This is a genomic window from Streptacidiphilus sp. PAMC 29251 (assembly GCF_054208735.2).
Genome location: NZ_CM135725.2, coordinates 1,980,529 through 2,002,188 on the forward strand (window position 1 = coordinate 1,980,529; position 21,660 = coordinate 2,002,188).

Below are 21,660 nucleotides of genomic sequence, written 5' to 3' on the forward strand. Positions count from 1 at the left end.
TATGACCGCCACGCACACGCCGACCCCCCGTCCACTCGACCGGGACGGGTTCCTGGACAGCGCCCGCGCCGCCCTGCGCTGCCGAACCGGACTGCGGATCACCGGCCCCGCGGGCATCGGGCGGACCACGCTGGTCCAGGCCCTCGCCGACGAGGTCGAGGCCCAGGGCGCCACCGTGCTGCGCTGTGCGCCGGGCCCCGGCGACGCCCTGCTCCCCTTCGGCGCGCTGGTCGACCTGCTCGGCCCGGTCAGGGAGCCTTCGTTCGACTGCCTGCCGCCGGAGCCCAGGGCCGCCCTGCGCGAGGCGCTGCTGCGCGGCGGGGAACCGGCCACCGGGCGGGGCCGGCTGGCGCTCCGGGTCGCCGTCGCGGAGCTGCTGCGCGGCCTGACCGGGGACGGCCCCGCCCCGCTGCTGGTCCTGGACGGGGTGCAGTGGCTGGACCGGCCCAGCGCCGAGGTGCTGTCCTATGTCGCCCTGCGCGCCCGTGCGTTGGGGCTGCGGATGGTCAGCACCGAGCGGACCGGCGAGCCCGGGTCGCCCCTGCTGCTGCCTCCGCCGGGAGCCCTGGAACTGACGGTCCCTCCGCTCTCCCTCACCGCGGTGGAACACCTGCTGGCCCAGCACAGCGCCCCCGGCGGCGGCCCAGGCAGCAGCCCCGGCGCCGACCCGCTGCCGGCCCGGCTGCTGCGGCAGATCCACGAGGTCTCCGGCGGCAACCCCCTCTACGCCCTGGCCCTGAGTCACAGCACCACCACCACCGAGGGCCCCCAACTACCACCCACACTGCGCCGCTCACTGCTGGCATCCGCGGACCAACTACCCCCGTCCACCCGGGCCGCGCTGCTGCTCGCGGCCACCGCGGCCGGGCCCAGCCTCGGCCTGCTGCGGGCGGCCGGGGTCAGCGACCCGGCCGCGGTGCTGGCCCCGGCCGAGCTGCTCGGCCTGGTCGGCACCGGGGCGGACGGCGCCGTCCGCTTCGGCCACCCGATGCAGCGGGCCGCGCTGCTCGCCGACGCGGGCACCCCGGAGCGGCTGTCCGCGCACGCCAGGCTCGCGGAACTGGTCCCCGATCCGGTCGAGCGGGCCCGGCACCGGGCGCTCGCCCACCCCTACCCGAACCGGGCGCTCTCGCTGCTGCTGGCCGGGGCGGCCGACGCGGCCCGCGCCGCCGGAAGCCCGGACACCGCCTATGAGTTGGCCGTCCTCGCGGTGGAGCGGACCCCGGCCCGGCACCACGCCGACCGGGTCGACCGGCTGCTCGCCGCCGCCGGGTTCGCGGTCGACGCGGGGATGCACGAGGAGGCCCGGCGTGCCGCCGAGTCGGTGCTCGCCGACCCGGCCCGGGGCTCCGGGTCGGACCCGGACCAGCGGGTGCGGGCCCGGCTGGTGCTGCTGGAGACGGCAGGGCAGGCGCTGGGCGACACCCGCGGGCTGATCGAGGCCGGTCTCGCCGACGCCATCGGCAACGCCGGGCTGCAGGCCCGGCTGCGGCTCTGGGCCGCGGTCCGGGCCCTGCTCGGCGGCAGCACCGCGATGGCGGCCGAGCAGGCCGCCCAGGCCGGCGCGCTGGCCGCGCGGGCGGACGACCGGGCCACCAGGATCTCCGCGCTCGGGCTGCTCGCCACCGTCCAGGCCATGCGCGGCGAACCCGCCGATGCCGAGCACACCCTGGCCGAGGCGCTGCGCACGGCCGGCAGCCTGGCCGGTCCGGCCGACGACCGCAGCCTGATCCGCCGCAAGGCCCTGGCCGAGCTGGACGCCGACCAGGTGGTCGAGGCCGCCGCCAGGATCACCGCGCTGCTGGAGCGGTCCCCGGCCGGGGTGGAGGACTCGATGGCCACCCTGGTCGCCCTGGTCCGGGTCCAGGTGCGCCGGGGCGAGTGCGCCCAGGCGCTGGCCACCGCGGCCCGCTGCGCCCGGCTGCTGACCGAGGCCGACCTGCCCTCCCCGCTGGCCGCCTATGCCACCGCGCTCGCCGAGACCGTGGCCGGCACCCTGGACCGGGCCCGGGCGGCGGCCAGGTCCGCGGTCGACGGCTCCACCGCGGACGGCGACCGGCTGTTCCTGATCCGGGCCCTGGGCGCGCTCGGTGCCGCCCAACTGCTGGGCGGGAACCCGGAGGGCGCGGCGGCGGCGGCGGAGACGCTGCAGCGGGCCAGGGAACTGGGCGCGGCGATGGAGCTGGCCGACCCGGACACGGTCCGGCGGCTCGCTGACCTGGCCGAGGCGCTGGCCATGCTGGGCGAGACCGGGGAGGCGGCCGAGGTGCTGGCGCAGGCGCGGAACCTGACCGCCGGCTGGACCGCGCCCTGGGGCGGCGGCGCGCTGGCCGCGCTGGACCGGGCCGAGGGGCTGGTCCAGGCCGCCCTCGGCCGGATCGGGGCGGCGACCGCCGCCCTGGCCGCCTCGTCCGAGCGGCTCCGCGGGCTGCCGCTGCCGCTGGAGCTGGTGCGCACCCTGATCGCCTGGGGCGGGGTCGAACGCCGGGCCCGGCACCGGGTGGTGGCGCGGTCCGCGCTGACCGAGGCGGCCGGGATCTGCCGGCTGCTGGCCGCGGCGCCGCTGCTGCGCCGGGCGGAGGAGGAGCTGGACCGGCTCTCCCCCGGTGAACGCGTGGGCACCGCGACGGAACTGACGGCCAGTGAGCAACGGGTCGCGGTGCTGGTCTCCGGCGGCGCCACCAACCGCGAGGTGGCCGCCGCGCTCTTCGTCAGCGTCAAGACCGTGGAGGGGACGCTGTCCCGGGTGTACCGCAAGCTCGGGGTCAGGTCACGTACCGGACTCGTGCACGAAGTACGGGGACACGAACTGTTCACCGACGAGGCAAGGGATACCCCTCTTATGAGGGGGGCCGGAACTTCCTAGCGTGGATCACGACCACCCCCGGTCGTCCCAGGAGGACACTCGTGAAGCTTCCCATACGGCCCATCGTCGGGCTGCTGGCCGCCCCGCTGCCGATCCTCGCCCTCGTCGCCGCCCCGGCCATGGCCGCCTCCAAGCCCGCCACCCAGGCGCTGCGCGGCGACGTGGTGCAGGCGGTCGGCCACTCCACCCGGGTCGGCTCGGTGCCGGCCGGCCGGTCCCTCGCGGTCACGGTCAGCCTGACCCCGCGCGACTCCGCCGGGCTCGCCGACTTCCTGAAGCAGGTCGCCGACCCCGCCTCGGCCCAGTACAAGCACTACCTGACGGTGAAGCAGTTCGCCAACCGCTTCGGCGCCTCCGCCGACAGCATCGCCCAGGTCACCGCGTACCTGCGGAGCCAGGGGCTGACCGTCGCCGCGCCCACCGCCAACAAGCTGTCGCTGCAGGCCACCGGCACCGCGGCGCAGCTGCAGAAGGCCTTCGGCACCAGCCTGGCGACCTACCACGACGCCGTGGGCAAGCGTGACTTCTACGCCAACGCCGCCGCGCCGGTGCTCCCGGCGGCCATCGCCGCCGCCGTCAGCGACGTGTCCGGCCTGTCGAACTACGCCACCTTCAGCCACTACAGCACCGGTCGCACGGTGCCGCAGGCCACCTCCAAGGCGGTCACCGGGCTCACCCCGGCCAAGGCCCGCACCGGCTACAACGTCGCCTCCGCGATCAGCGCCGGCTACAACGGCAGCGGCTCCAACGTCGCCCTGCTGGAGTTCTCCGCCTTCAAGCAGTCCAACATCACCACCTACGACAACTACTTCTCGCTGAGCACGCCGACCCCGGCCGTGGTCAAGGCCGGCGGCGGCACCACCGACCTGTCCGGCGAGGACGAGGTGGAGCTGGACATCGAGGTGGTCCAGGCGCTGGCCCCGGGTGCGGCGGTCAAGGTCTACGAGGCGCCCAACAGCGACGCCGGCGAGATCGCCCTCTACTCGCTGGTGGTCAGCAACGACGTGCCGTCCGTGTCCACCAGCTGGGGCATCGACGAGGCCGGCGAGACCGCCTCCAACCGCACCGCCCTGAACACCGACTTCCAGGAGGCCGCCGCGCAGGGCCAGGCCGTCTTCGCCGCCTCCGGCGACAGCGGCTCCGACGACGCCGGCAACGGCGGCACCTCGGTCGACTTCCCGGCCAGCGACCCGTATGTGACCGGCACCGGCGGCACCTCGCTGACGCTGACCTCGGCGGGCGCCTGGAGCAAGGAGACCGCCTGGAACGGCAGCGGCGGCGGGGTCTCCTCGTACTTCGCCACCCCCTCGTTCCAGAGCGCGGTGAACACCGGCAGCAAGCGCGCCGTCCCGGACGTCGCCGCCGTCGCGAACCCCAGCACCGGCTGGGCCATCTACACCGGGGGCTCCTGGCAGGAGTTCGGCGGGACCAGCGCCGCCGCTCCCAACTGGGCCGCCTTCACCGCGATCTACGACAGCGAGGCGCGGGCCAAATCCAAGCCCGGGTTCGGCTACGCCAACAACACCATCTACACCCTGGCGTCCTCGTCCAAGTACAGCGCCGCCTTCCACGACGTCAAGACCGGCAGCAACGGCGCCTACAGCGCCGCCACCGGCTACGACAAGGTGACCGGCTGGGGCTCCTACAACGGCGCGGGCTTCCTCACCGCCGAGCTGGGCTGACCCCCAGCGGGTCGACCCCGAGCGGATGACAACTGACTGACTGCGGGGACCGGGCGAACTGCCCGGTCCCCGCAGTCGTGCGCCGGTCTACCCGACCCGCACGGCGGCGTAGTCGGAGCCGTTGATGATGTTGCGCACGTACCTGGTGACCCGGGTGCTGTAGAGCACCGAGGTCTTCTGGAACCACAGCGGGATGATCGGCATGTCCTCCAATGCCACGTCCTCGGCAGCCTGGTAGAACGCCACGCCCTCGGCCTGGGTGGCAGCGTTGTCCCCCTGGGACACCAGCTTGTCGAACTCCGGGCTGTCGTAGAACTGCTGGTTGGCCGAGCCGCCGTTGCCCAGGATCGGCCGCAGATAGCTCTCGGCCCAGGCGTAGTCCGGGGCCCAGGCCCGGCGGAACAGTCCGGTGTAGCCCTTCTCCTTGGCCTGCGCGAAGTAGCCCGCGAACGGATGCTCGACCCGCAGCTCGCTGCGGATGCCCAGGTTCTGCTCCAGCTGCTGCGCCACCAGCTCCAGCCAGGGCTCGTGGCCGCCGCCGATGTTGGAGTGCAGCGCCAGCGTGCCGCCCTGCCAGCCGCCGGCCTCGGCCAGCAGTGCCCTGGCCCGCTCCGGGTCGAAGGAGCAGTACCCGCCCGCGTCCTCGCGGTAGCCGAGGAAGTTGGGGCTGAGGATGCTGCCCGCGGGCAGGTACTGCCCGTCGTACACGGTGTCGATGATCGCCTGCCGGTCGATGGCCAGCGACAGCGCCTGCCGGACCAGCTTCTGCTGGAAGGCCGGTAGGTACAGCGGCACGCCCAGGTAGCTGTAGCTGTTGCTGGCCTGCTCGAAGACCTGGTCCGGGAACCGGGACCGGACCTCCGAGTACTTCTCGGCCGGGATGTTGTCCATCATGTCGTGCTCACCGGCCTCGAAGCCCGCGTAGCCGGCCTCCAGGGTCGGGTACATCCGGAAGGTGAGCCGGTCGGTCCCGGCGACCGGGCCGCCCCAGTCGTCGGCCCGGCTCAGCGCGATCCGGACCTCGGGCTCCCAGACGTCGAGCCGGTAGGGCCCGTTGCCGATCGGATGGGCGCGGTAGCCGGCCGGGTCGGTGAAGGCCGCCGGCGGCAGCGGGAAGAAGGCCGAGTAGCCGAGCATGGCTGGGAAGCCGGAGTAGGGCTCGGTCAGGGTGACCTCGAAGCGGTACTCCCCCAGCTTGCGCAGCCCGGTCAGGGTGTCGCCGCCGAAGCCGGCGATCCGGTCGAAGAAGCCGCGGTTGGTCTGCGCGTTGGGCTCGTACGCGGCGAAGTTCCAGGCGTCGATGAACGAGTCGGCCGTCACCGGCTGGCCGTCGTGGAACCGGAAGCCCTGCTTGAGGGTGATGGTCCACACCGTGTTGTCGGTGGACTCCAGCGACTCGGCGATCAGGTTCACCGGGGCGCCGGTCTCCGGGTCCGACTCGACCAGGCCCTTGAACAGCTGGCGGATCACGATGATCGCGTTCTGGTCGCCGCCCTCGGCGGGGGTGATGCCGGGGGGCTCGTAGTTGTAGACCCTGAGTTCCGTGGTCATGGTCGTTCTCCTCTCACGCCACCGTGTAGGGGGCGCCGACGATCCAACCGCCGGGTCGGGGTTTGGGCAGGTCCGCGTCGATGATCTCGGCCTGGTCGCCGACCCTGATGGTGCCCGGGGTGGCAACCCAGCAGTCCAGGGCGAACAGGCCGTCGTACTCGCGGGTGATGTGGCGCAGCACGTCGAGGTCCTGTTCGACGGTGTCCGGGTCCAGCGTGGTGACGATGCACCGGGCGCGCAGTTTCAGCACGCCGATCAGCACGCCGCCGATCTTCAGGGTCCGTCCCGGCCAGCTCCGTTCGGCCAGGCCCGGCACCCCGCCGAGGACGATGTTGGGCCGCAGCCGCCGTCCGTTGTAGTTGAGTTCGGCGATCGCGCCGTCGGTGGCGACCAGCAGGTTGAGCACGTCGAAGCGCTCGGGGCCGGCGTAGCGGACGGCCTCGGCCTGGGGCCCGGCCACCTCGCGGATCGCCTCGGCGGTCTTGGGGTCCTGCCAGGGCAGGCCGTCGATCAGCACCTCCCCGTCCGGCTCGGTGGTGGCGGCCAGGCCCAGCATGCCGTAGCGGGTACGTGCGGTCAGCACCCCCCGCGGTCCGCGGACGTGGATCTGCCGGTCGCCCGCCACCCCGTTGTCGGTGAGCTCGGCGGTCTCCAGCTGCTCCCCGCGCATCGACTTGACGGGAAAGCGCCACAGTTCCTTGACGTACATCCTCAGCCCTTCGCTTCCGCCACCGCGGGCGGCAGCTCCTTGAGCCGGCTGACCGGGGAGACGGCCAGCCCGATGAGCACCGCGGCCGAGCCGATGGCGGCCGCGGTCAGCGCGCTCTTGGCGCCGATCCCCCCGGCCAGGAACCCGGCGAACAGACCGCCCAGCGATCCGCCGCCGAACAGCATGGTCCGGAAGCAGGCACTCATGCGTCCCATCATCGCCTGCGGGGTGCAGGTCTGACGCAGGCTCACCATCACCACGCCGGCCACGCCCAGGCCCAGGTAGCTGACGAAGAAGGACAGGATGAACAGGGTGACCATCAGCGGACGCGGCCCGGTGGCGAAGGGCAGCAGCAGCGGACCGGCGAAGACGGCGCCCATGGAGACCGCGTAGACCGGTCCGAGCGCGAAGCGGTCGATCACCTTGCGGGAGATCGTCGCGCCGACCAGGCCGCCGACCGAGGCCGCGGCGAAGATCAGACCCAGCGTGGCCGCGTTCAGCTTCAGGTCCTTCGCCGCGTACAGCAGGAACATGGTCCACACCGTGACCAGCGAGAAGTTGCAGAACGGGGCGACCAGGGCCAGCGGGCGCAGGATCTTGTGGCCGAACACGAACCCGACGCCCTCGCGGAGCTCGGTCCACAGGTGCCGTTCGGTGCCGGCCGGCTGGGGGGCGGGCTCCTCGGTGCGGATCAGCAGCAGCGACACCAGCGACACCAGGTAGGAGAAGGCGTCGACGATCAGCGCCACCGGGGCGGTGAGCGCGCTGATCAGCAGCCCGGCCAGGCCGGGTCCGGCCACGTCGGCGGTCGAGGAGCTGATGCCCATCTTCGAGCTGGCCTCGACGTAGTGCTTGGGGTCCTTGACCAGGGTCGGCACGAAGGACATCCAGCTGACGTCGAACAGCACCGAGGCGACGCCGATCGCGCAGGCGATCACCAGCAGCGGGGCCATGCTCAGCGCGTGCATCCAGTGCAGCACCGGGATCAGGGTGAGCAGCACCAGTCGGACCGCGTTCGCGGCGATCATGATCGGGCGGCGGCGGACCCGGTCCACCCACACCCCGAACAGCAGGGCCAGGCCGAGGTAGGGCACCAGCTGCAGGAAGCGCAGGATGCCGACCTCCTGGTCGGAGGCGTGGAAGGCGAGGATCGCGGTCAGCGGCAGCGCCAGGTTGGTGACCTGGGTGCCGAGCAGCGACAGCGACTCACCGGTCCAGAACTTCAGGAAGTCGGTGTTGTGCCACAGTGACGGCAGGGGTGCGACCGTCTCCTCGACCGGTGTTTCGGTGCTGGTCACTGGTGTGCTCCTTGCTTGCTGAGGGTCCGGCCGACCAGCTCGCCGAGGGTGACGAGGCTTTCACCGGTCCAGATGGAGTGGTGGGTGCCGGGAATGGTGTGCTCCTCCAGGTCGGTGGCGACCCGGTCCCAGCGCATGTACTCGGGCAGGGACTCCGACGAGAGCAGGTGGGTGACCCGGCCGTGGTAGGGGGCGGTGACCTCGAAGGCGAACAGCGCCTCGATGTGCGCCCGGAAGACCGCGTAGCGGTCGGCGAGCAGGTCCGCGTCGAACTCCTCCGGCAGGATGCCGGCCTCCTCGACCGCGGCGAAGACCACGTCGGAGTCGACGTCGTCGGGCCGGCCCTCGAAGACCGGGACGAGGCCCTCGGCGGGGACGCCGGCGATGCCGGTCATGTCGAGCATGAAGCGGCGCTGGATCTCCCGCTCCACCGGCAGGTCCGCCACCCAGGGCAGCCCGACGTCCACCAGGATCAGGCTGCTGACCTCGTGTCCGGCGGCGGTGAGCCGCTGCGCCATGTCGAAGGCGATCACGCCGCCCATGGACCAGCCCAGCAGCCGGTAGGGGCCCTCGGGCTGGAACTCCAGCAGGGTGGCCACGTACTCGGCCGACAGCGCGGGCAGCGAGCGCAGCGGGGTGCGCTCGTCGTCGAACCCGGGCGCCTCGAAGCCGTAGACCGGCTGATCGGGACCGAGCAACTGGGCCAGCCCGGTGTAGGAGTACGCGGACCCGGACACCGCGTGCACGCAGAAGACCGGCAGGTTGTCGCCGGTCGCCCGCAGCGGGACGATCCGTTCGAGGTCGTTAGGCATTCGCCTTCGCCTGCACCTTCTCATCGACGGCGGCGGCGATGCCGGACACCGTGGCGGTGCTGTAGAGCACCCGGATACTGATCTTGATCTTGAAGGCCTTGTTGATCCGGCTGACCACCCGCATCGCCTGCATGGAGTTGCCGCCGATGGCGAAGAAGGCGTCCTCGGCGCCGACCCGCTCCCGGGAGAGCACCTCGGCGAAGATGTCGGCGACGCTCTGCTCGGTCGGGGTGCGCGGCTCGACGAAGTCGCCGCCGCCCTCGTCCTCGACCGGGTCGGGCAGCGCCTTGCGGTCGATCTTCCAGCCGGAGCTCATCGGGAACTCGTCCAGCACCACCCAGGCGGTGGGCACCATGTACTCGGGCAGCGACTGCCCCAGGTGCTCCCGCAGCGCCTCGCGGTCGGGGGCCTCCCCCTCGGCGGTGACATAGCCCACCAGCCGGTTCTCGCCCTGCCGGTCCGGGCGCATCAGCACCACGGCCCGGCGCACTCCTGCATGCCCCTGCAGTGCGGCCTCGATCTCGCCCAGCTCGATCCGCAGCCCGCGCAGCTTGACCTGGTTGTCGATCCGGCCCATGAACTCGATCTGGCCGTCGGCGTTCCAGCGCACCAGGTCCCCGCTGCGGTAGACCGTGCGGGCGGGGTCGAACGGGTCGGCGGTGAACTTCTCCGCGCTCATCTCCGGCTGGTTGAGGTAGCCGCGGGCCAGCCCGCCGTCCTCACCGCCGATCAACAGTTCGCCGGCGACGCCCTTGGGCACCAGATTGCCCCACTGGTCCACCACGTGGACCCGCCGGTTCACCTCGGGCCGGCCGATCGGCGGCGAGGTCTGCCACTCGATGTGGTCCACCGTGTACTCGGTGCAGGCGATCGCCGCCTCGGTCGGGCCGTAGAGGTTGACGAAGGTGCGCCCGGGCAGGTTCCACTTGTTGACCAGGGCCGGCGGCAGCACCTCGGCCCCGCCCATCACATAGCGCAGCTCCGGGTAGGGCTCGGCGTCGAGCACCGAGAGCATGGCCGGCGGCAGGCCCGCGTAGCTGACCCGCTGCTCCCGCATCAGCGCGGTGAGCGCCTCCGGGGACTGCGCGTCCTCCGGGGCCACCGCCACCACGGTGGCCCCGACCGCGAAGCCGGTCCACATCTCGCCCTGCGACATGTCGAAGTTCAGCGCCGGCAGTTGCAGCAGCCGGTCGGCGGGTCCGAGGTCGAAGGTGCGCCGGTAGGCCTCGCAGAAGAAGGAGACCGCGCGGTGCGCGATCATCACGCCCTTGGGAGTGCCCGTGGAGCCCGAGGTGTAGAGGATGTAGGCCAGCGAGTCCGCGGTGGACCACTCCGCCAGCGGCTGCTCGGCCGGCTGCGCCTCCACGGCCGCCCAGTCGGCGTCGAGCAGCACGGTCTCCCAGCCGGAGGACGGCGGCAGCTTCTCCACCAGTGCCGAGCGGGTGACCACCAGCGGCGCGGCGGTGTCCTTGATCATGAAGTCCAGCCGGGCGGCCGGGGCCTTGGGGTCCATCATCGCGAAGGTGCCGCCGGCCTTGAGGATGCCGAGCATCGCCACATAGGCGTCCAGGTCGCGGTCGATCACCACGGCCACCACCTGACCCGCCGTCAGGCCGCGGGCCCGGAGGTACCGGGCGAAGCGGTCGGCCCTGCGGTCGAACTCCGCGTACGTCAGCTCCACGCCCCGGCAGACCAGGGCCACCGCGTCCGGGGTGGCCGCGGCGATCCGGGCCAGCCCGACGTGCAGCGGCTCCTGCGGGTAGGGGACCACCTCGCCCCGGCTGATCGCGGCCAGTTCGGCGCTCTCGGCCTCGGTGAGGATCGGCAGCTCCGACAGCCGGCGGCCGGGGTCCTTGGCGGCGGCGGTGAGCACCGTCTCGATGTGCCCCAGCATCGCCTCGATCCGCCACCGGTCGAACAGGTCCGCGCTGTACTCCACCGAGGCCTTCAGCGAGTCGGCCGACTCGATGAAGTTCAGGGTCAGGTCGAACCGGGCGCTGACCGAGGGCAGCAGCACGTACTCGCTGGTCACCCCGGGGAAGAACAGGTTGTCGCCCGAGGTGGCCCCGCCCAGCACCTGCGTCGCGACCTGGAACAGCGGGTTGCGGCCAGGCTCCCGGGTCGGCTGGATCCGGTCCACCACCTGGTGGAACGGGACCTCCTGGTGCTCGTACAGGTCCATGTTCGCGTCGGCGCTGCGCTCCAGCAGCTCGGCGAAGGTCGGGTCGCCGGACAGGTCCGAGCGCAGCACCACCATGTTGATGAACAGGCCGACCACGTTCTCGAGCTCCGGGTCCACCCGGCCCAGCATCGGCACCCCGACCGGGATGTCGACCTGGCCCGAGTAGCGGCTGAGCACCACGTTGAACGCGGCCGTCAGCACCATGAACAGGGACGCGCCGTGCTCCTGGGCCAGGGCGTGCGCCTGCGACAGCAGCTCGGCGGGCAGGGTCCGGATCACCGAGTCGCCGCGGTGGTTGGAGGTCTGCGGCCGGGGCCGGTCGGTGGGCAGTTCCAGCACCGGCAGATTGGCCAGCTTCTCCTGCCAGAAGGTCAGCTCCTCCTCCAGCTCGGCGCCGTCGAGGCGTTCGCGCTGGGAGCCGGCGAAGGCGGTGTAGCCGGTGTCCTCGTGGGCGAAGACCGGCTCCTCGCCCCTGATCAGGGCCTGGTAGGCGGTGGTGATCTCGGCGTTCATCACCGCGGAGGACCAGCCGTCGGTCACCACGTGGTGGAAGCCCTGGACCAGGACGTGGTCCTGGTCGTCCAGGGTGAGCAGCCGGAACCGGTAGAGCGGGCCGGCCTCCAGGTCGAACGGCAGGTTGGTCTGCTCCAGGATCTCCGCGTCGATCGCGGCCTCCCTGGCCTCGACCGGCAGCGAGGTGCGGTCCACGACGGTCAGCTCGGCCTGCTCCGGGGGCGGGGCGATGACCTGGAAGGGGGTGCCGTCGGTGTGGTGCAGGGTCGCCCGCAGGCTCTCGTGCCGCTGCACCACCAGGGTCAGGCAGCGCCGCAGGACGTCCACGTCCAGCGGTCCGCGCAGCCGCCAGGCCAGCAGGATGTTGTAGGTGGTCTCGCCGGGTGCGAGCTGGTCGAGGAACCAGAGCTGCTCCTGTCCGAAGGACAGCGGTGTTCCGGTACGCGTCGTCATGACGTGGCGCTCCCTGGGGGTGTGTGCTCGATGACCTCGGAGATCCGGCGCAGGCCTTCGGTGAGGATGTGCGGTTCACGGGCGAAGGCCAGCCGCACGCCGCGCTCGGTGCCGAGGGTCTCGGCGGGCATGATCAGCACGCCGGCCTCGAGCACGCGGCGGGCGAAGGACAGTGAGGACTCGCCGGTGGTCAGATGGACCCAGGCGAACGGAGTGCCCTCGGGCGGCACCAGCCGCAGCTGACCGGGGTAGCGCGCGGCCCACTCGGTCAGCACGTACAGGCCCTCGTCGGTCAGCCGGTGGTACTGCCGGGCCCACTCCTGCCAGCGCTGCAGCACGTCCACGGCCAGCGACTCGCACAGCACCGAGTTGGAGATCGAGGTCAGGTGCTTGTACTCGGCGCAGGCCGAGACCACCTCGCGGGGTCCGTACATCCAGCCGACCCGCAGCCCGGGGAAGCCGTACATCTTCGACAGGCTGGACACCGAGACGAAGCGGTCGCTGCGCAGGGCCGGGGAGGCGGCCAGGTCGAGCACGTACTCCTCGTCCAGCAGGATGTAGGCGTCGCTGCGTTCGGCGATGGCGTGCAGCGCCTCCAGCTCGCGGTGCCGGATCCGCCGCCCGGTCGGGTTGCTCGGGGTGTTCACGGTGATCAGCCGCAGGTTCGGCCCGGCGGCCCGCTCCAGCGCCTCCAGGTCGATGCTGAAGTCCTCGGCGAGGGCCAGCACCTGGACGTCGCAGCCCAGCTTCACCGGGACGTCCCAGGCCTGCTGCCAGCCCGGACGGAAGGCGATCACCCGGTCACCGGGTCGGAGCAGGGTGCAGTACAGCAGGTAGAGGGCCTCCTGGGCGCCGTGGGTGACGATGACCCGGTCGGCGGACCCCAGATAGCGGTCGGCGACCAGTTCGATCAGGTCCGGGCTGCCCCGGTCCACCCCGTAGTTGAGCTCCAGATCGGCCGGGACGTGCAGCTGGGCGAGCGTGCCGCACTGCACATGGCTGTCGCCCAGGTCGATGTCGAAGCGGCCGAGGGAGTCCTCGAACACCCACTTCCGCATGGGATAGCCCTGCTCCACGGCGGGAGCGCGGTCAAGTATTTCGGTCATGCCGACACCTTGCTGGTCGCTCGGGACGCCCGGCGGATGCCGAGGCGCTGACGGAACACCGGGGAGAAGCCGCCGACGGAGACCTGCTCCACCACTCCGGTCATGGTCACTTCGCCGTCCTCGGCGATGGCGATCTCCAGGTCGCCGCCCGGCATCCGCACCGTCACCAGGCGGTCCACCAGACCCAGCGCGTGGGCCGCGCTGGCAACCGCGCAACTGCTGCTGCCGGACGCCAGGGTGTAGCCGGCGCCGCGCTCCCAGATCTCGATCCGGATCGTGGCCCGGTCGAGCACCTGGGCGAACTGGACGTTGGTGCGGGCCGGGAAGCGCGGGTGCCCGGCGATCGGCTCGCCCAGCTCCTGGGCGAGCTCCGCGGTCACCTGGTCCAGCAGGACCACGGTGTGCGGGTTGCCGTTGTGCAGCGAGGTCACGGTCAGGGTGCGGCCGGCCACCTCCAGCGGCCAGCCGACCGCCGGGCCCGCCAGTCCGGCCACCCCGACGTCGGCGGCCTCGAACGAGGGCCGGCCCATGCCGATCTGCACCAGGCCGGCCGCCAGGTCGCGGATCCGCACCGGGGAGTCCCCGGCCAGGGTGCGCACGCTGAACTCGGCCTCGGTCAGGTAGTTCTCGGCGATGTGCAGGGCGAAAAGGCGGATGCCGTTGGCGCTCTTCTCGCAGGCGCTGCCGTCGGAGTTGAAGATCCGCAGCTCGATCGGCCGGCCCGGCTCCACCGGGGCCATCGGTCCGAACAGGACGCCGTCCGCGCCGACCCCGAAGTGCCGGTCGCACAGCAGCCGTGCGCTCTCGCCGCTCGGGTCGATCTCGATGTCATTGGGGTCGATCAGGATGTAGTCGTTGCCCAGGGCGTGGTACTTGGCGAAATCCGGCATGCCGGGCCCAATCGTCTGGGCCCGCAGCCGCCCTGACGGTGGGCGGCTGCGGGCGGCGGGATCACATCGCGGAGGCGGGGGCTCCCGAGGCGAGGGCGGCGGCGTCGTGGTCGTCGCCGTACCACTTCTCCTTCCAGCGGGAGAAGGCGACGATGAGGATGTCCCGGTGGCCGGGCTTGCCGTCCTTGGGCAGCACGTCGGTCACGTCGTGGGCGATCGCCCGGTCGTCCAGCAGCACCGCCTGGCCCGGCTCCACGGTGCCGTTCCAGAACGGCTTCTCGGCCCCGTCCAGCCACAGCCGGGTCTCGCCGCCCTCGACGTTGTCGCGGACGAACACCGAGATCATCACGTACTCGTGGCCGTCGTGGTGCACGCCCTCCGGGGTGAGCTGGCCCGGCTTCTCCGGCGTGGCCTCGGTCCGGTTCTGGTGGACGTTGATCTGCCAGTCCTCGGAGGGGTCCAGGCCGAAGGCCTCGGCGCCGACCCGGATCAGCGGGGTGAAGTCGACCTCGAGCGCCTCGTAGGTGCGGCGGATGCCGCCGGCCACCGGGTTGAAGTCGGTGAAGGTGGTGTAGTCGCGGTGCGGGAGGAGCTCGAAGTTCCAGCCGTCGCCGTCCTTCCAGGACAGCCGGTACTGGTCGAACCGCTTGTACCGGGTCAGGTTCCCCATGTACGGGTCGGCCGGGCAGTTGTCGTAGCTGGCGATGATCTCGTCGGCGATGGGCGGCAGGTCGATGACTGCGTAGCCCTGGTCGTTCAGCGGCATGGTCAAACCTTCCCGTTGGTGTTCACGGACGCCTGCTCCAGGCGCTCGTCGAGGTGGCGGGCCGACGAGTTGAGCCGCCACAGGGTGCCGCGGGCGATGCCGTGGCGCATGTGGTCGTTCGTGGCCGCGGGCAGCACGATGTTGTGGAACCACCCGGCCGCGTGCACCGAGTCGATGGTCACGTGCAGGCGGTGGTAGGTGATGCCCACGTCAGGCAGGCCGAGCCGCTCCCAGGCGCTGATCACATTGGTGAACCTGTCGGGAACCAGCCACTCGGTCATGCCGAGGAAGCCGACCGCCTCCGGGTACAACTGGCGGTACCGGCACAGCAGCACCGCGAGGTTGCCGGCGAGCAGGTCACTGGCCGTCATCGCCGACTCGAGCTCGTCGTCGGTGATCTCGAAGACCTCGTAGATCTTGTTGAAGAGGTGGGTGTGCACCTCTTCGGGCTTGCCGTTGCCCATCTCGTCCCAGAAGTTGGACGCGATCTCCATCTTGGCCTGGCCTGCGGTGCCGACCTGCATCATCGCCAGCAGGTCGTCGAACCGCCCGTCCACCAGGGACTCCTGGATGACGTAGGTGCGGAGGTCCTTCACCTGGGCGTGGTGGTTGATGAAGTCCACGTAGTACGGGTGCTTGAACACCCGGTGCTTGCGTGCCGTCCCCTTGATCCAGGACAGGAAGGCCCGGCTCTCGGTGGGGGCGGCCTCCAGGGCGCCCGGCTCGATGTGGCGGTCCTCCGCCGCCAGCGTCGCGACCTCGATCAGCCGGGTGATCTCGTGCAGGATCACCGAGCCCTCCGCGGTCGGGGAGCTAGGAATGGTTGTGAACATTACATAAATTCTGGCCAGCAGCAGCTGCTGGTAGTAGAACGCGTCCCGGTCGCCGGCGAGCGCCCGGTCGTTGAGGGAGCGCACGGAGTCGGTCAGCCGACGGCGGTGGCCCGCCAGCTCCTGGTCGACCCTGGCGGCCGGCTCGGTCAGCCAGGACGAGACCTCCTGGACCAGTTCCGCATACTGCCCGCGATCGGTCAGCTGTATTTCGTCGTGCAGCAACACAAGTTCTCCCGATGAATTGGCCGATACCTCTGCGACGGACATTTTCACGGCGGCCGGGACCGGTCATCCCGCGAAGCCGATGGAAGCGGACCGGTCCGGGACCGGCGCCACATCGCCGGCGCACCGCAGCCGACGGAAAAGAAGGCCCTGGGTGAATGCCGGATGAATTTCTTCCCATTCCTGCCCGGAATACATTCCATGGCGGGAAAGGCCTAGTACGCATACTGGCGAATCAGTCGTCCGCGCGGCGGACCGCAGGCGCGGAATTCTTCCCGCCGACCGGCAGGACTACTCGGAATCCATTCCAAGAAAAAGGGGGGCGGATTTCTGCCACGGAATACCGCACTCGGCGACCGGAAAGCCGGGGCGCGCTCACCGCCGGTCCTGCGGAGGTACACCGCCACCCGGCGGCCCGTACCGCACGGGCCCTCCGCGAGGATGCCTGCGGCCGGCGGCCCACAAGTCATTCCTGGTCGAGGCGGTCCTGGTCAGTGCTGACCGGTGCCGTCCCAGGTCATGCTCTGGGGCGAGACGCCGTCGGCGCGGACGACCGCGGTGCCGTTCCCGGCCGTGTTCGCGGAAGCGGAGACAACCACGAACGGGGCGGCGAGAGCCAGACCGATCGCCACGGCAGCGATTCGTATCGAGCGCATTGCAGACTCCTTCACGTGAATGGGTGGAATGGTGTCCTGCAAGTCGGGACCGGATTCCGAGCGGCTATTTTTTCCTCCGCGACCCGCTTGCAGGGACAACATTCGCCGACCAGGAGGCGGTGCACCAGAGGTTCTTGCTGTCCAACCCCCGCCTGTCCGGATGCGGACAGCCCGGTCACGGGCCAGGATTCATTCGCGCCTCCGTTCCCGGAATGAACAAGTCAACAGCGCATTCGATGATCCGGAGGCCGCTCCCGGAACTGGCGAGCGCACGGTCCAGTACCGCGATGGCGAACCTTTCGGCCACCTCGACCGCGTCCGCGACCATGAAGAGGACGAGATCCATGCCCACATCGGAGGCCTGGGCGTACACATGGCCCAGTCCCTCGCACGGTCGAGCGGCGCGTCTGACCTCCTCGCAGAAATCCGTGGGTTCCGCGCCTGAAGCAGCACGCCTCCCGAGAAGCCTGGTGATGACGAAATACATGCATTGACCGTGACAATGCGGACGCCCGGACGCCACCGAACCGACCTGGCCGGATCTTGCCTGGCCGTCACCGGACCCGCATGATGTCCTCGCTGGGGTGGAGAAGCGGGGGAACGAGATGCTTGAGGCCTTTGGGGTGGATCCGGTCGCCGAATCGGTATATCTGGCGATGCTGCGTCGGCCGGACGCGGACACGCAGGACCTGGCGACGCACCTGGAACTCGACCAGGAGAAGGTCCGCGTGGCGCTGGACGAGCTGGCCAGACTGGCGCTGCTGCGACCGTCCTGGGAGAACCCGCAGGCACTGATACCGGTCACCCCCGAGCTGGGCCTGGAGGCCCTGCTGACGCGGCAACAGGCCGAACTGTTGACCCGTCAGCACCAGATCGAGCGGGGCCGGGCGGCGCTGGCGCTGGTGGTCGCCGAGACGGCGGGCCTGCACACCAGCAACGCCGCCGACATCGAGGAACTCACCGGTATCGACGCGATCCGGGCCCGGCTGGAGAAGCTGACCACGGAGACCCGGTTCCAGGTCCTGGCCTTCGTCCCGGGCGGCGCGCAGACCGAGGCCTCCCGTACCTCCAGCCGCCCGTTGGACCGCAAGCTGCTGGAGCGCGGCGTCGACATGCGCACGGTGTACCTGGACTCGGTCCGCAACGACACCGCGACCATCAACTACGCGCGCTGGCTCACCGAGCAGGGCGGACAGGTCCGCACCACCGCCACCCTGCCGCTGCGGATGATCGTGGTCGACCAGGAGACCGCCGTGGTCCCGCTCGACCCGCAGGCCCCGCGGGCGGGCGCCGCCGTCCTGCACGGCAGCGGCGCCGTCGCCGCGATGTGCGCGCTGTTCGACCAGATCTGGTCCGGCGCCACTCCGCTGGGCACCGTCAAACCACGGAACGAGCAGGGGCTGTCCGACCAGGAGCGCGCACTGCTGCAGATCCTCGCCCAGGGCGACACCGACGAGTCCGCCGCCCGCAAACTGGGCATCTCCGACCGGACCGTGCGCCGGCTGATCGCCCATCTGATGGAGATGCTCGGCGCGCGCAGCCGCTTCCAGGCCGGCTCCCGGGCCACCGAGTACGGGTGGCTCCCGGCGGTCGAATGACCTTTGACACGAGCCGGGTGACGGAGGGTCAGCCGACCGGGACCGCCTCGGCCGGCTCGTGCAGGGCCACGCCCTCGACGTCCACCGTGGGCAGCACCCGGTCCAGCCAGCGGGGCAGCCACCAGGCCCGGTCGCCGAGCAGCGCCATCGCGGCCGGGACCATGGTCATCCGCACGATCAGGGCATCCACGAACACCCCGAAGGCGAGGCTGAAGCCGACCGATTTGACGATCTGGTCGTCCGCGGCGATGAAGCCGGCGAACACCCCGATCATGATCAGGGCGGCGGCGAAGACCACCCGGGCGCCCTGCCCGAAACCGGTGTGGACGGCCTGCCGGGCGCCCTCGCCCTTGCCGAAGGCCTCCCGCATCCGGGAGACCAGGAACACCTCGTAGTCCATCGCCAGGCCGAACAGCACACCGATGGTCAGCACCGGCAACAGGCTGACCAGGGCGCCGTCTGGTCCACCCCGGTGAGGCCGGAGAACCAGCCCCACTGGAACACCGCGACGGCCGCGCCGAAGGTGGAGCCGATGGTCAGCAGGAACCCGGCCGCCGCCATCACCGGCACCAGCACCGAGCGGAAGACGATCGCCAGCAGCAGCAGGGCCAGCCCGACCACGACCACCAGGTACAGCGGCAGCGCGCCCATCAGCTTGGCGGTGACGTCGATGTTGACCGCGGTGGTGCCGCCGACCAGGACCCTGGCCCCGCCGGAGTCGCGGTCCTGCGCCCGGATGGTGCTGACCAGGTGCCGGGTCGCGTCGGAGGTGGGGCTGCTGGCCGGGACCACGGTGAGGATGGCGGTGTCACCGGCCGGGTTGACCTGCGGCGCGGTGACCGCGGCGACGTCCGGCAGGCCCTTGATCCGAGCGGCGGTCGCGTCGGCGACCTGCTGCACGTCGGGGGCGGCGGCTTTGTCCACGGCGATGATCAGCGGCCCGTTGAAGCCGGCGCCGAAGCCCTTGCTGATCAGGTCGTAGGCCTTGTTCTGGGTGGTGCTCGGGGAGGCGGTGCCGTCGCTGGGCAGGGCGGTGTCCAGCCGGATGATCGGGACCGCGGCCAGCAGCAGCAGCCCGGTGGTGGCGACCAGCACCAGGACCGGTCGGCGGGTCACCACCCCGACCCAGCGCTCGGCGAGCTTCGGCCTGCCCTGGGCGGGGGCGGGGGTATCGGCGTGGAGGTGCTTGGCATGGCGGGTGGCGCTCTCGCCGCGCAGGCGGCGGCCCAGCAGGCGGCGTCCGGCGAAGCCGGTCATGGCCGGGACCAGGGTCAGCGCGACCAGGACCGCGACGGCCACCGTGGCCGCGCCGCACAGTCCCATCGCGGTCAGGAACGGGATGCCGGTCAGCGACAGCGCGGACAGCGCGATGACCACGGTCAGCCCGGCGAAGACCACGGCGCTGCCGGCCGTGCCGGTGGCGCGGGCGGCGGCCTCCTGTTCGGACCTGCCGTCCAGGAGTTCCTGCCGGAAGCGGGAGATGATGAACAGCGCGTAGTCGATGCCCACGGCGAGGCCGAGCATCAGCGCCAGGGTGGGCGCGGTGGAGTTGAGGTCGACGAAGGCCGAGGCCACGGTGATCCCCACCGACCCGATGCCCACCCCGATGATCGCGGTCAGCAGGTTCATCCCGGCCGCGAGCAGGGAGCCGAAGGTCAGCGCCAGGATGAGCACCGCGATCACGATGCCGGCCGCGCCCTCGCTGCTGGCGCTCCCGGTGGTGCCGGCGTCGCCGCCGAACTGCACGGTGAGACCGGTCCCGGCGGCGGCCTTCGCACTGTCCCGCAGCGCGCTGCGGTCCGCGGGGGTCAGGTCCGCCGACTTCACGCTGAAGGTGACCTGGGACAGGGCGATGCTGCCGTCCTTGGAGACCAGCAGTTGCTTCGGCGCCAACGGGTCGGTGACGGTGGCCACATGGGGCGACGTGGCAGCCTTCGCCACGACAGCTTCCGCGGCCTGACGGTACGTCGGCTCGGACAGCGTGTGCCCGGCGGGTGCGACCAGGACCATCCTGGCCGCGCCGTTGTCCGCGCCGGCGGCGGGGAAGCGGGCCTTCAGCAGGCTCGCGGCCTGGGAGGACTCAATGCCGTTGATGGTGAAGTCATTGGTGGTCTTCCCGCCCAGGGAGACCGACAGGACGCTCAGCCCGACCAGCACGGCCAACCACAGCGCGAGCACCAGTCGGCGCCTGCGGAACGACGACTGCCCGAGTCGGTACAGAAAGGTTGCCAAGGGACTACTCCTTGTCGACAGGCTGGATGCAGCCAGCCGCTGCCGCGCCAGCCTACACCAAAACCTAGTAGCGCAAGGTTTTCAGATGGCAGCCACCAGCCGCGGCGACGACGAAGGACAGGCCGCAGGCGCGCAGCGCCCCGATCCGGGCCGTCCCGGCCCGGGCCAGTACTCCAGCTGTAGATCTCTATGTGCCCTGGTCATGGTGCTGTCTGCCGCTGATGGAAACCCAGGTGGCCTCGGCGTGCCGTCTGGGTAGAGTTGCGCAGTGCCCGAGTTGAAGCAGTTGCATGCCGGCCATGCCCCGGCGGTCCTGGCCTTCGAGCTGGCGAACCGCACCTACTTCGCTGCCTCGGTCTCCGACCGCGGCGACGAGTTCTTCGACCAGTTCGCCGACCGGCACAGCGCCTTGCTGTCCGAGCAAGAAGCCGGCCTCAGCGCCTTCTACGTACTGGTGGCCGAGGATGGCTCGGTTCTGGGCCGGTTCAACCTGTACGACTTCGAGGACGGCACTGCCGTACTCGGTTACCGGGTCGCGCAGCACGTCGCCGGCTGCGGTGTGGCGACTGCCACCGTCCGGGAACTGTGCCGGCTGGCGGCGGCGAGGCACGGGCTGCGCACACTGCGGGCAGCCACCTCCCGCGCGAACGCCGCGTCCCAGAAGGTGCTGACCAAGGCCGGGTTCGTCCCGGTCGGCCCGGCGGACCCGGCCGGCCTCGGCGGTAAGCCGGGCACCTGGTATCAGCGCGACCTGGTTCTCCACCCGTAGACGGCGACCTGTCCGGGCCGGTTGCTGAGGGCCGGTGCAGTCCCCCGCGTGGCCTGCCTACGTGTCGAAGGAGCCGTCCCAGGGAGGTCCGAACGCCAGGTCGTCAGGTCTCAGGCAGACCCGGGGGAACCCGTACTCGGGCGTCTCGTCGATCAAGCCCCAGGTTCTGCCGTCCCGGAGTCGCTGGTGCCGACCAGCACCCGGTAGCCCTCCGCGGTGACGGGAATGAGCGCCGGCACCGGGTAGACGTGCTCCCAGGACACCGCCTCCCGCCAGGAATCCTCCCCCGACTGCCAGGCCAGCAGGAGGCTCAGCACGGCTTCACGACGGTTGAGGTCAACGGCGACGTGATCGCTCGCCGACCGCTCGCGTATCTCCAGAACGTACGACTGCTCGCCGCTCCGGAGGACCTGGTCGAGGAACTCCTCCCCGGACTCGGTGGAAAGCCTGAAGCCCACGGTGTTCTCTCCCCCCGGATCACCCTCTGCCGCGCGTGACTGTAGCAGTGGGTCACCAAAAGTG

Annotated in this window: 16 protein-coding genes and 1 pseudogene; 4 read left to right on the forward strand and 13 right to left on the reverse strand. The window is 71.2% G+C overall.

The annotated features are described in order from the left end of the window. Position 1: 1 nt before the first annotated feature. Positions 2–2,866, forward strand: coding sequence for an AAA family ATPase (locus ACXKR8_RS09410; protein ID WP_458272442.1), 2,865 nt, complete (start codon positions 2–4; stop codon positions 2,864–2,866). 41 nt (positions 2,867–2,907) lie between these two features. Beyond that, positions 2,908–4,548 (forward strand): S53 family peptidase, encoded by a 1,641-nt coding sequence (locus ACXKR8_RS09415; RefSeq protein ID WP_458272443.1) that lies wholly within the window; start codon positions 2,908–2,910, stop codon positions 4,546–4,548. An 87-nt stretch (positions 4,549–4,635) separates the two neighbouring features. Here ACXKR8_RS09415 and ACXKR8_RS09420 read toward each other — a convergent pair whose 3' ends face one another. The 11 genes from ACXKR8_RS09420 to ACXKR8_RS09470 form a co-directional block, all read right to left on the reverse strand. Then, positions 4,636–6,099: a peptide ABC transporter substrate-binding protein gene (locus ACXKR8_RS09420; RefSeq protein ID WP_458272444.1), complete on the reverse strand. Its 1,464-nt coding sequence runs from the start codon at positions 6,097–6,099 to the stop codon at positions 4,636–4,638. A gap of 13 nt (positions 6,100–6,112) precedes the next feature. Further along, positions 6,113–6,808 (reverse strand): MOSC domain-containing protein, encoded by a 696-nt coding sequence (locus ACXKR8_RS09425; RefSeq protein WP_458272445.1) that lies wholly within the window; start codon positions 6,806–6,808, stop codon positions 6,113–6,115. A gap of 2 nt (positions 6,809–6,810) precedes the next feature. Then, a complete protein-coding gene (locus tag ACXKR8_RS09430; protein WP_458272446.1) occupies positions 6,811–8,106 on the reverse strand; it encodes an MFS transporter in 1,296 nt (431 codons plus the stop codon). After that, the gene (locus ACXKR8_RS09435) at positions 8,103–8,918 is read right to left on the reverse strand and encodes a thioesterase domain-containing protein (protein ID WP_458272447.1); all 816 of its coding nucleotides are present in this window, start codon (positions 8,916–8,918) and stop codon (positions 8,103–8,105) included. The genes ACXKR8_RS09430 and ACXKR8_RS09435 overlap by 4 nt, the downstream gene beginning before the upstream one ends. Further along, positions 8,911–12,066: a non-ribosomal peptide synthetase gene (locus ACXKR8_RS09440; RefSeq protein ID WP_458272448.1), complete on the reverse strand. Its 3,156-nt coding sequence runs from the start codon at positions 12,064–12,066 to the stop codon at positions 8,911–8,913. The genes ACXKR8_RS09435 and ACXKR8_RS09440 overlap by 8 nt, the downstream gene beginning before the upstream one ends. Beyond that, a complete protein-coding gene (locus ACXKR8_RS09445) occupies positions 12,063–13,172 on the reverse strand; it encodes an aminotransferase class I/II-fold pyridoxal phosphate-dependent enzyme (protein ID WP_458272449.1) in 1,110 nt (369 codons plus the stop codon). The genes ACXKR8_RS09440 and ACXKR8_RS09445 overlap by 4 nt, the downstream gene beginning before the upstream one ends. Next, positions 13,169–14,062, reverse strand: a complete 894-nt coding sequence (dapF, locus tag ACXKR8_RS09450) for a diaminopimelate epimerase (RefSeq protein WP_458272450.1) — start codon at positions 14,060–14,062, stop codon at positions 13,169–13,171. The genes ACXKR8_RS09445 and dapF overlap by 4 nt, the downstream gene beginning before the upstream one ends. 61 nt (positions 14,063–14,123) lie before the next feature. Continuing rightward, a complete protein-coding gene (locus tag ACXKR8_RS09455) occupies positions 14,124–14,828 on the reverse strand; it encodes a 2OG-Fe dioxygenase family protein (protein WP_458272451.1) in 705 nt (234 codons plus the stop codon). A 2-nt stretch (positions 14,829–14,830) separates the two neighbouring features. Continuing rightward, positions 14,831–15,883: an iron-containing redox enzyme family protein gene (locus tag ACXKR8_RS09460; RefSeq protein ID WP_458272452.1), complete on the reverse strand. Its 1,053-nt coding sequence runs from the start codon at positions 15,881–15,883 to the stop codon at positions 14,831–14,833. Between the two features lie 491 nt (positions 15,884–16,374). Continuing rightward, positions 16,375–16,539: a hypothetical protein gene (locus ACXKR8_RS09465; RefSeq protein WP_458272453.1), complete on the reverse strand. Its 165-nt coding sequence runs from the start codon at positions 16,537–16,539 to the stop codon at positions 16,375–16,377. 175 nt (positions 16,540–16,714) lie between these two features. Beyond that, on the reverse strand, positions 16,715–17,026 hold the full coding sequence (locus ACXKR8_RS09470; protein WP_458272454.1) for a hypothetical protein: 312 nt from the start codon (positions 17,024–17,026) through the stop codon (positions 16,715–16,717). A gap of 118 nt (positions 17,027–17,144) precedes the next feature. On the opposite strand from ACXKR8_RS09470, the gene ACXKR8_RS09475 reads away from it, so the two are divergent. Next, positions 17,145–18,137 carry a LuxR C-terminal-related transcriptional regulator gene (locus tag ACXKR8_RS09475; protein WP_458272455.1) on the forward strand — a complete coding sequence of 331 codons (993 nt, stop codon included), beginning with the start codon at positions 17,145–17,147 and terminating at the stop codon, positions 18,135–18,137. A 28-nt stretch (positions 18,138–18,165) separates the two neighbouring features. On the opposite strand, the pseudogene ACXKR8_RS09480 reads toward ACXKR8_RS09475, so the two are convergent. After that, a pseudogene (locus tag ACXKR8_RS09480) lies at positions 18,166–20,369 on the reverse strand (MMPL family transporter). Between the two features lie 268 nt (positions 20,370–20,637). Here ACXKR8_RS09480 and ACXKR8_RS09485 point away from each other — a divergent pair. Next, positions 20,638–21,138, forward strand: coding sequence for a GNAT family N-acetyltransferase (locus ACXKR8_RS09485; protein WP_458272457.1), 501 nt, complete (start codon positions 20,638–20,640; stop codon positions 21,136–21,138). 152 nt (positions 21,139–21,290) lie between these two features. On the opposite strand, the gene ACXKR8_RS09490 is transcribed toward ACXKR8_RS09485, so the two are convergent. Beyond that, complete coding sequence (locus ACXKR8_RS09490) at positions 21,291–21,596, reverse strand: hypothetical protein (RefSeq protein WP_458272458.1); 306 nt, start codon at positions 21,594–21,596, stop codon at positions 21,291–21,293. Positions 21,597–21,660: the final 64 nt, after the last annotated feature.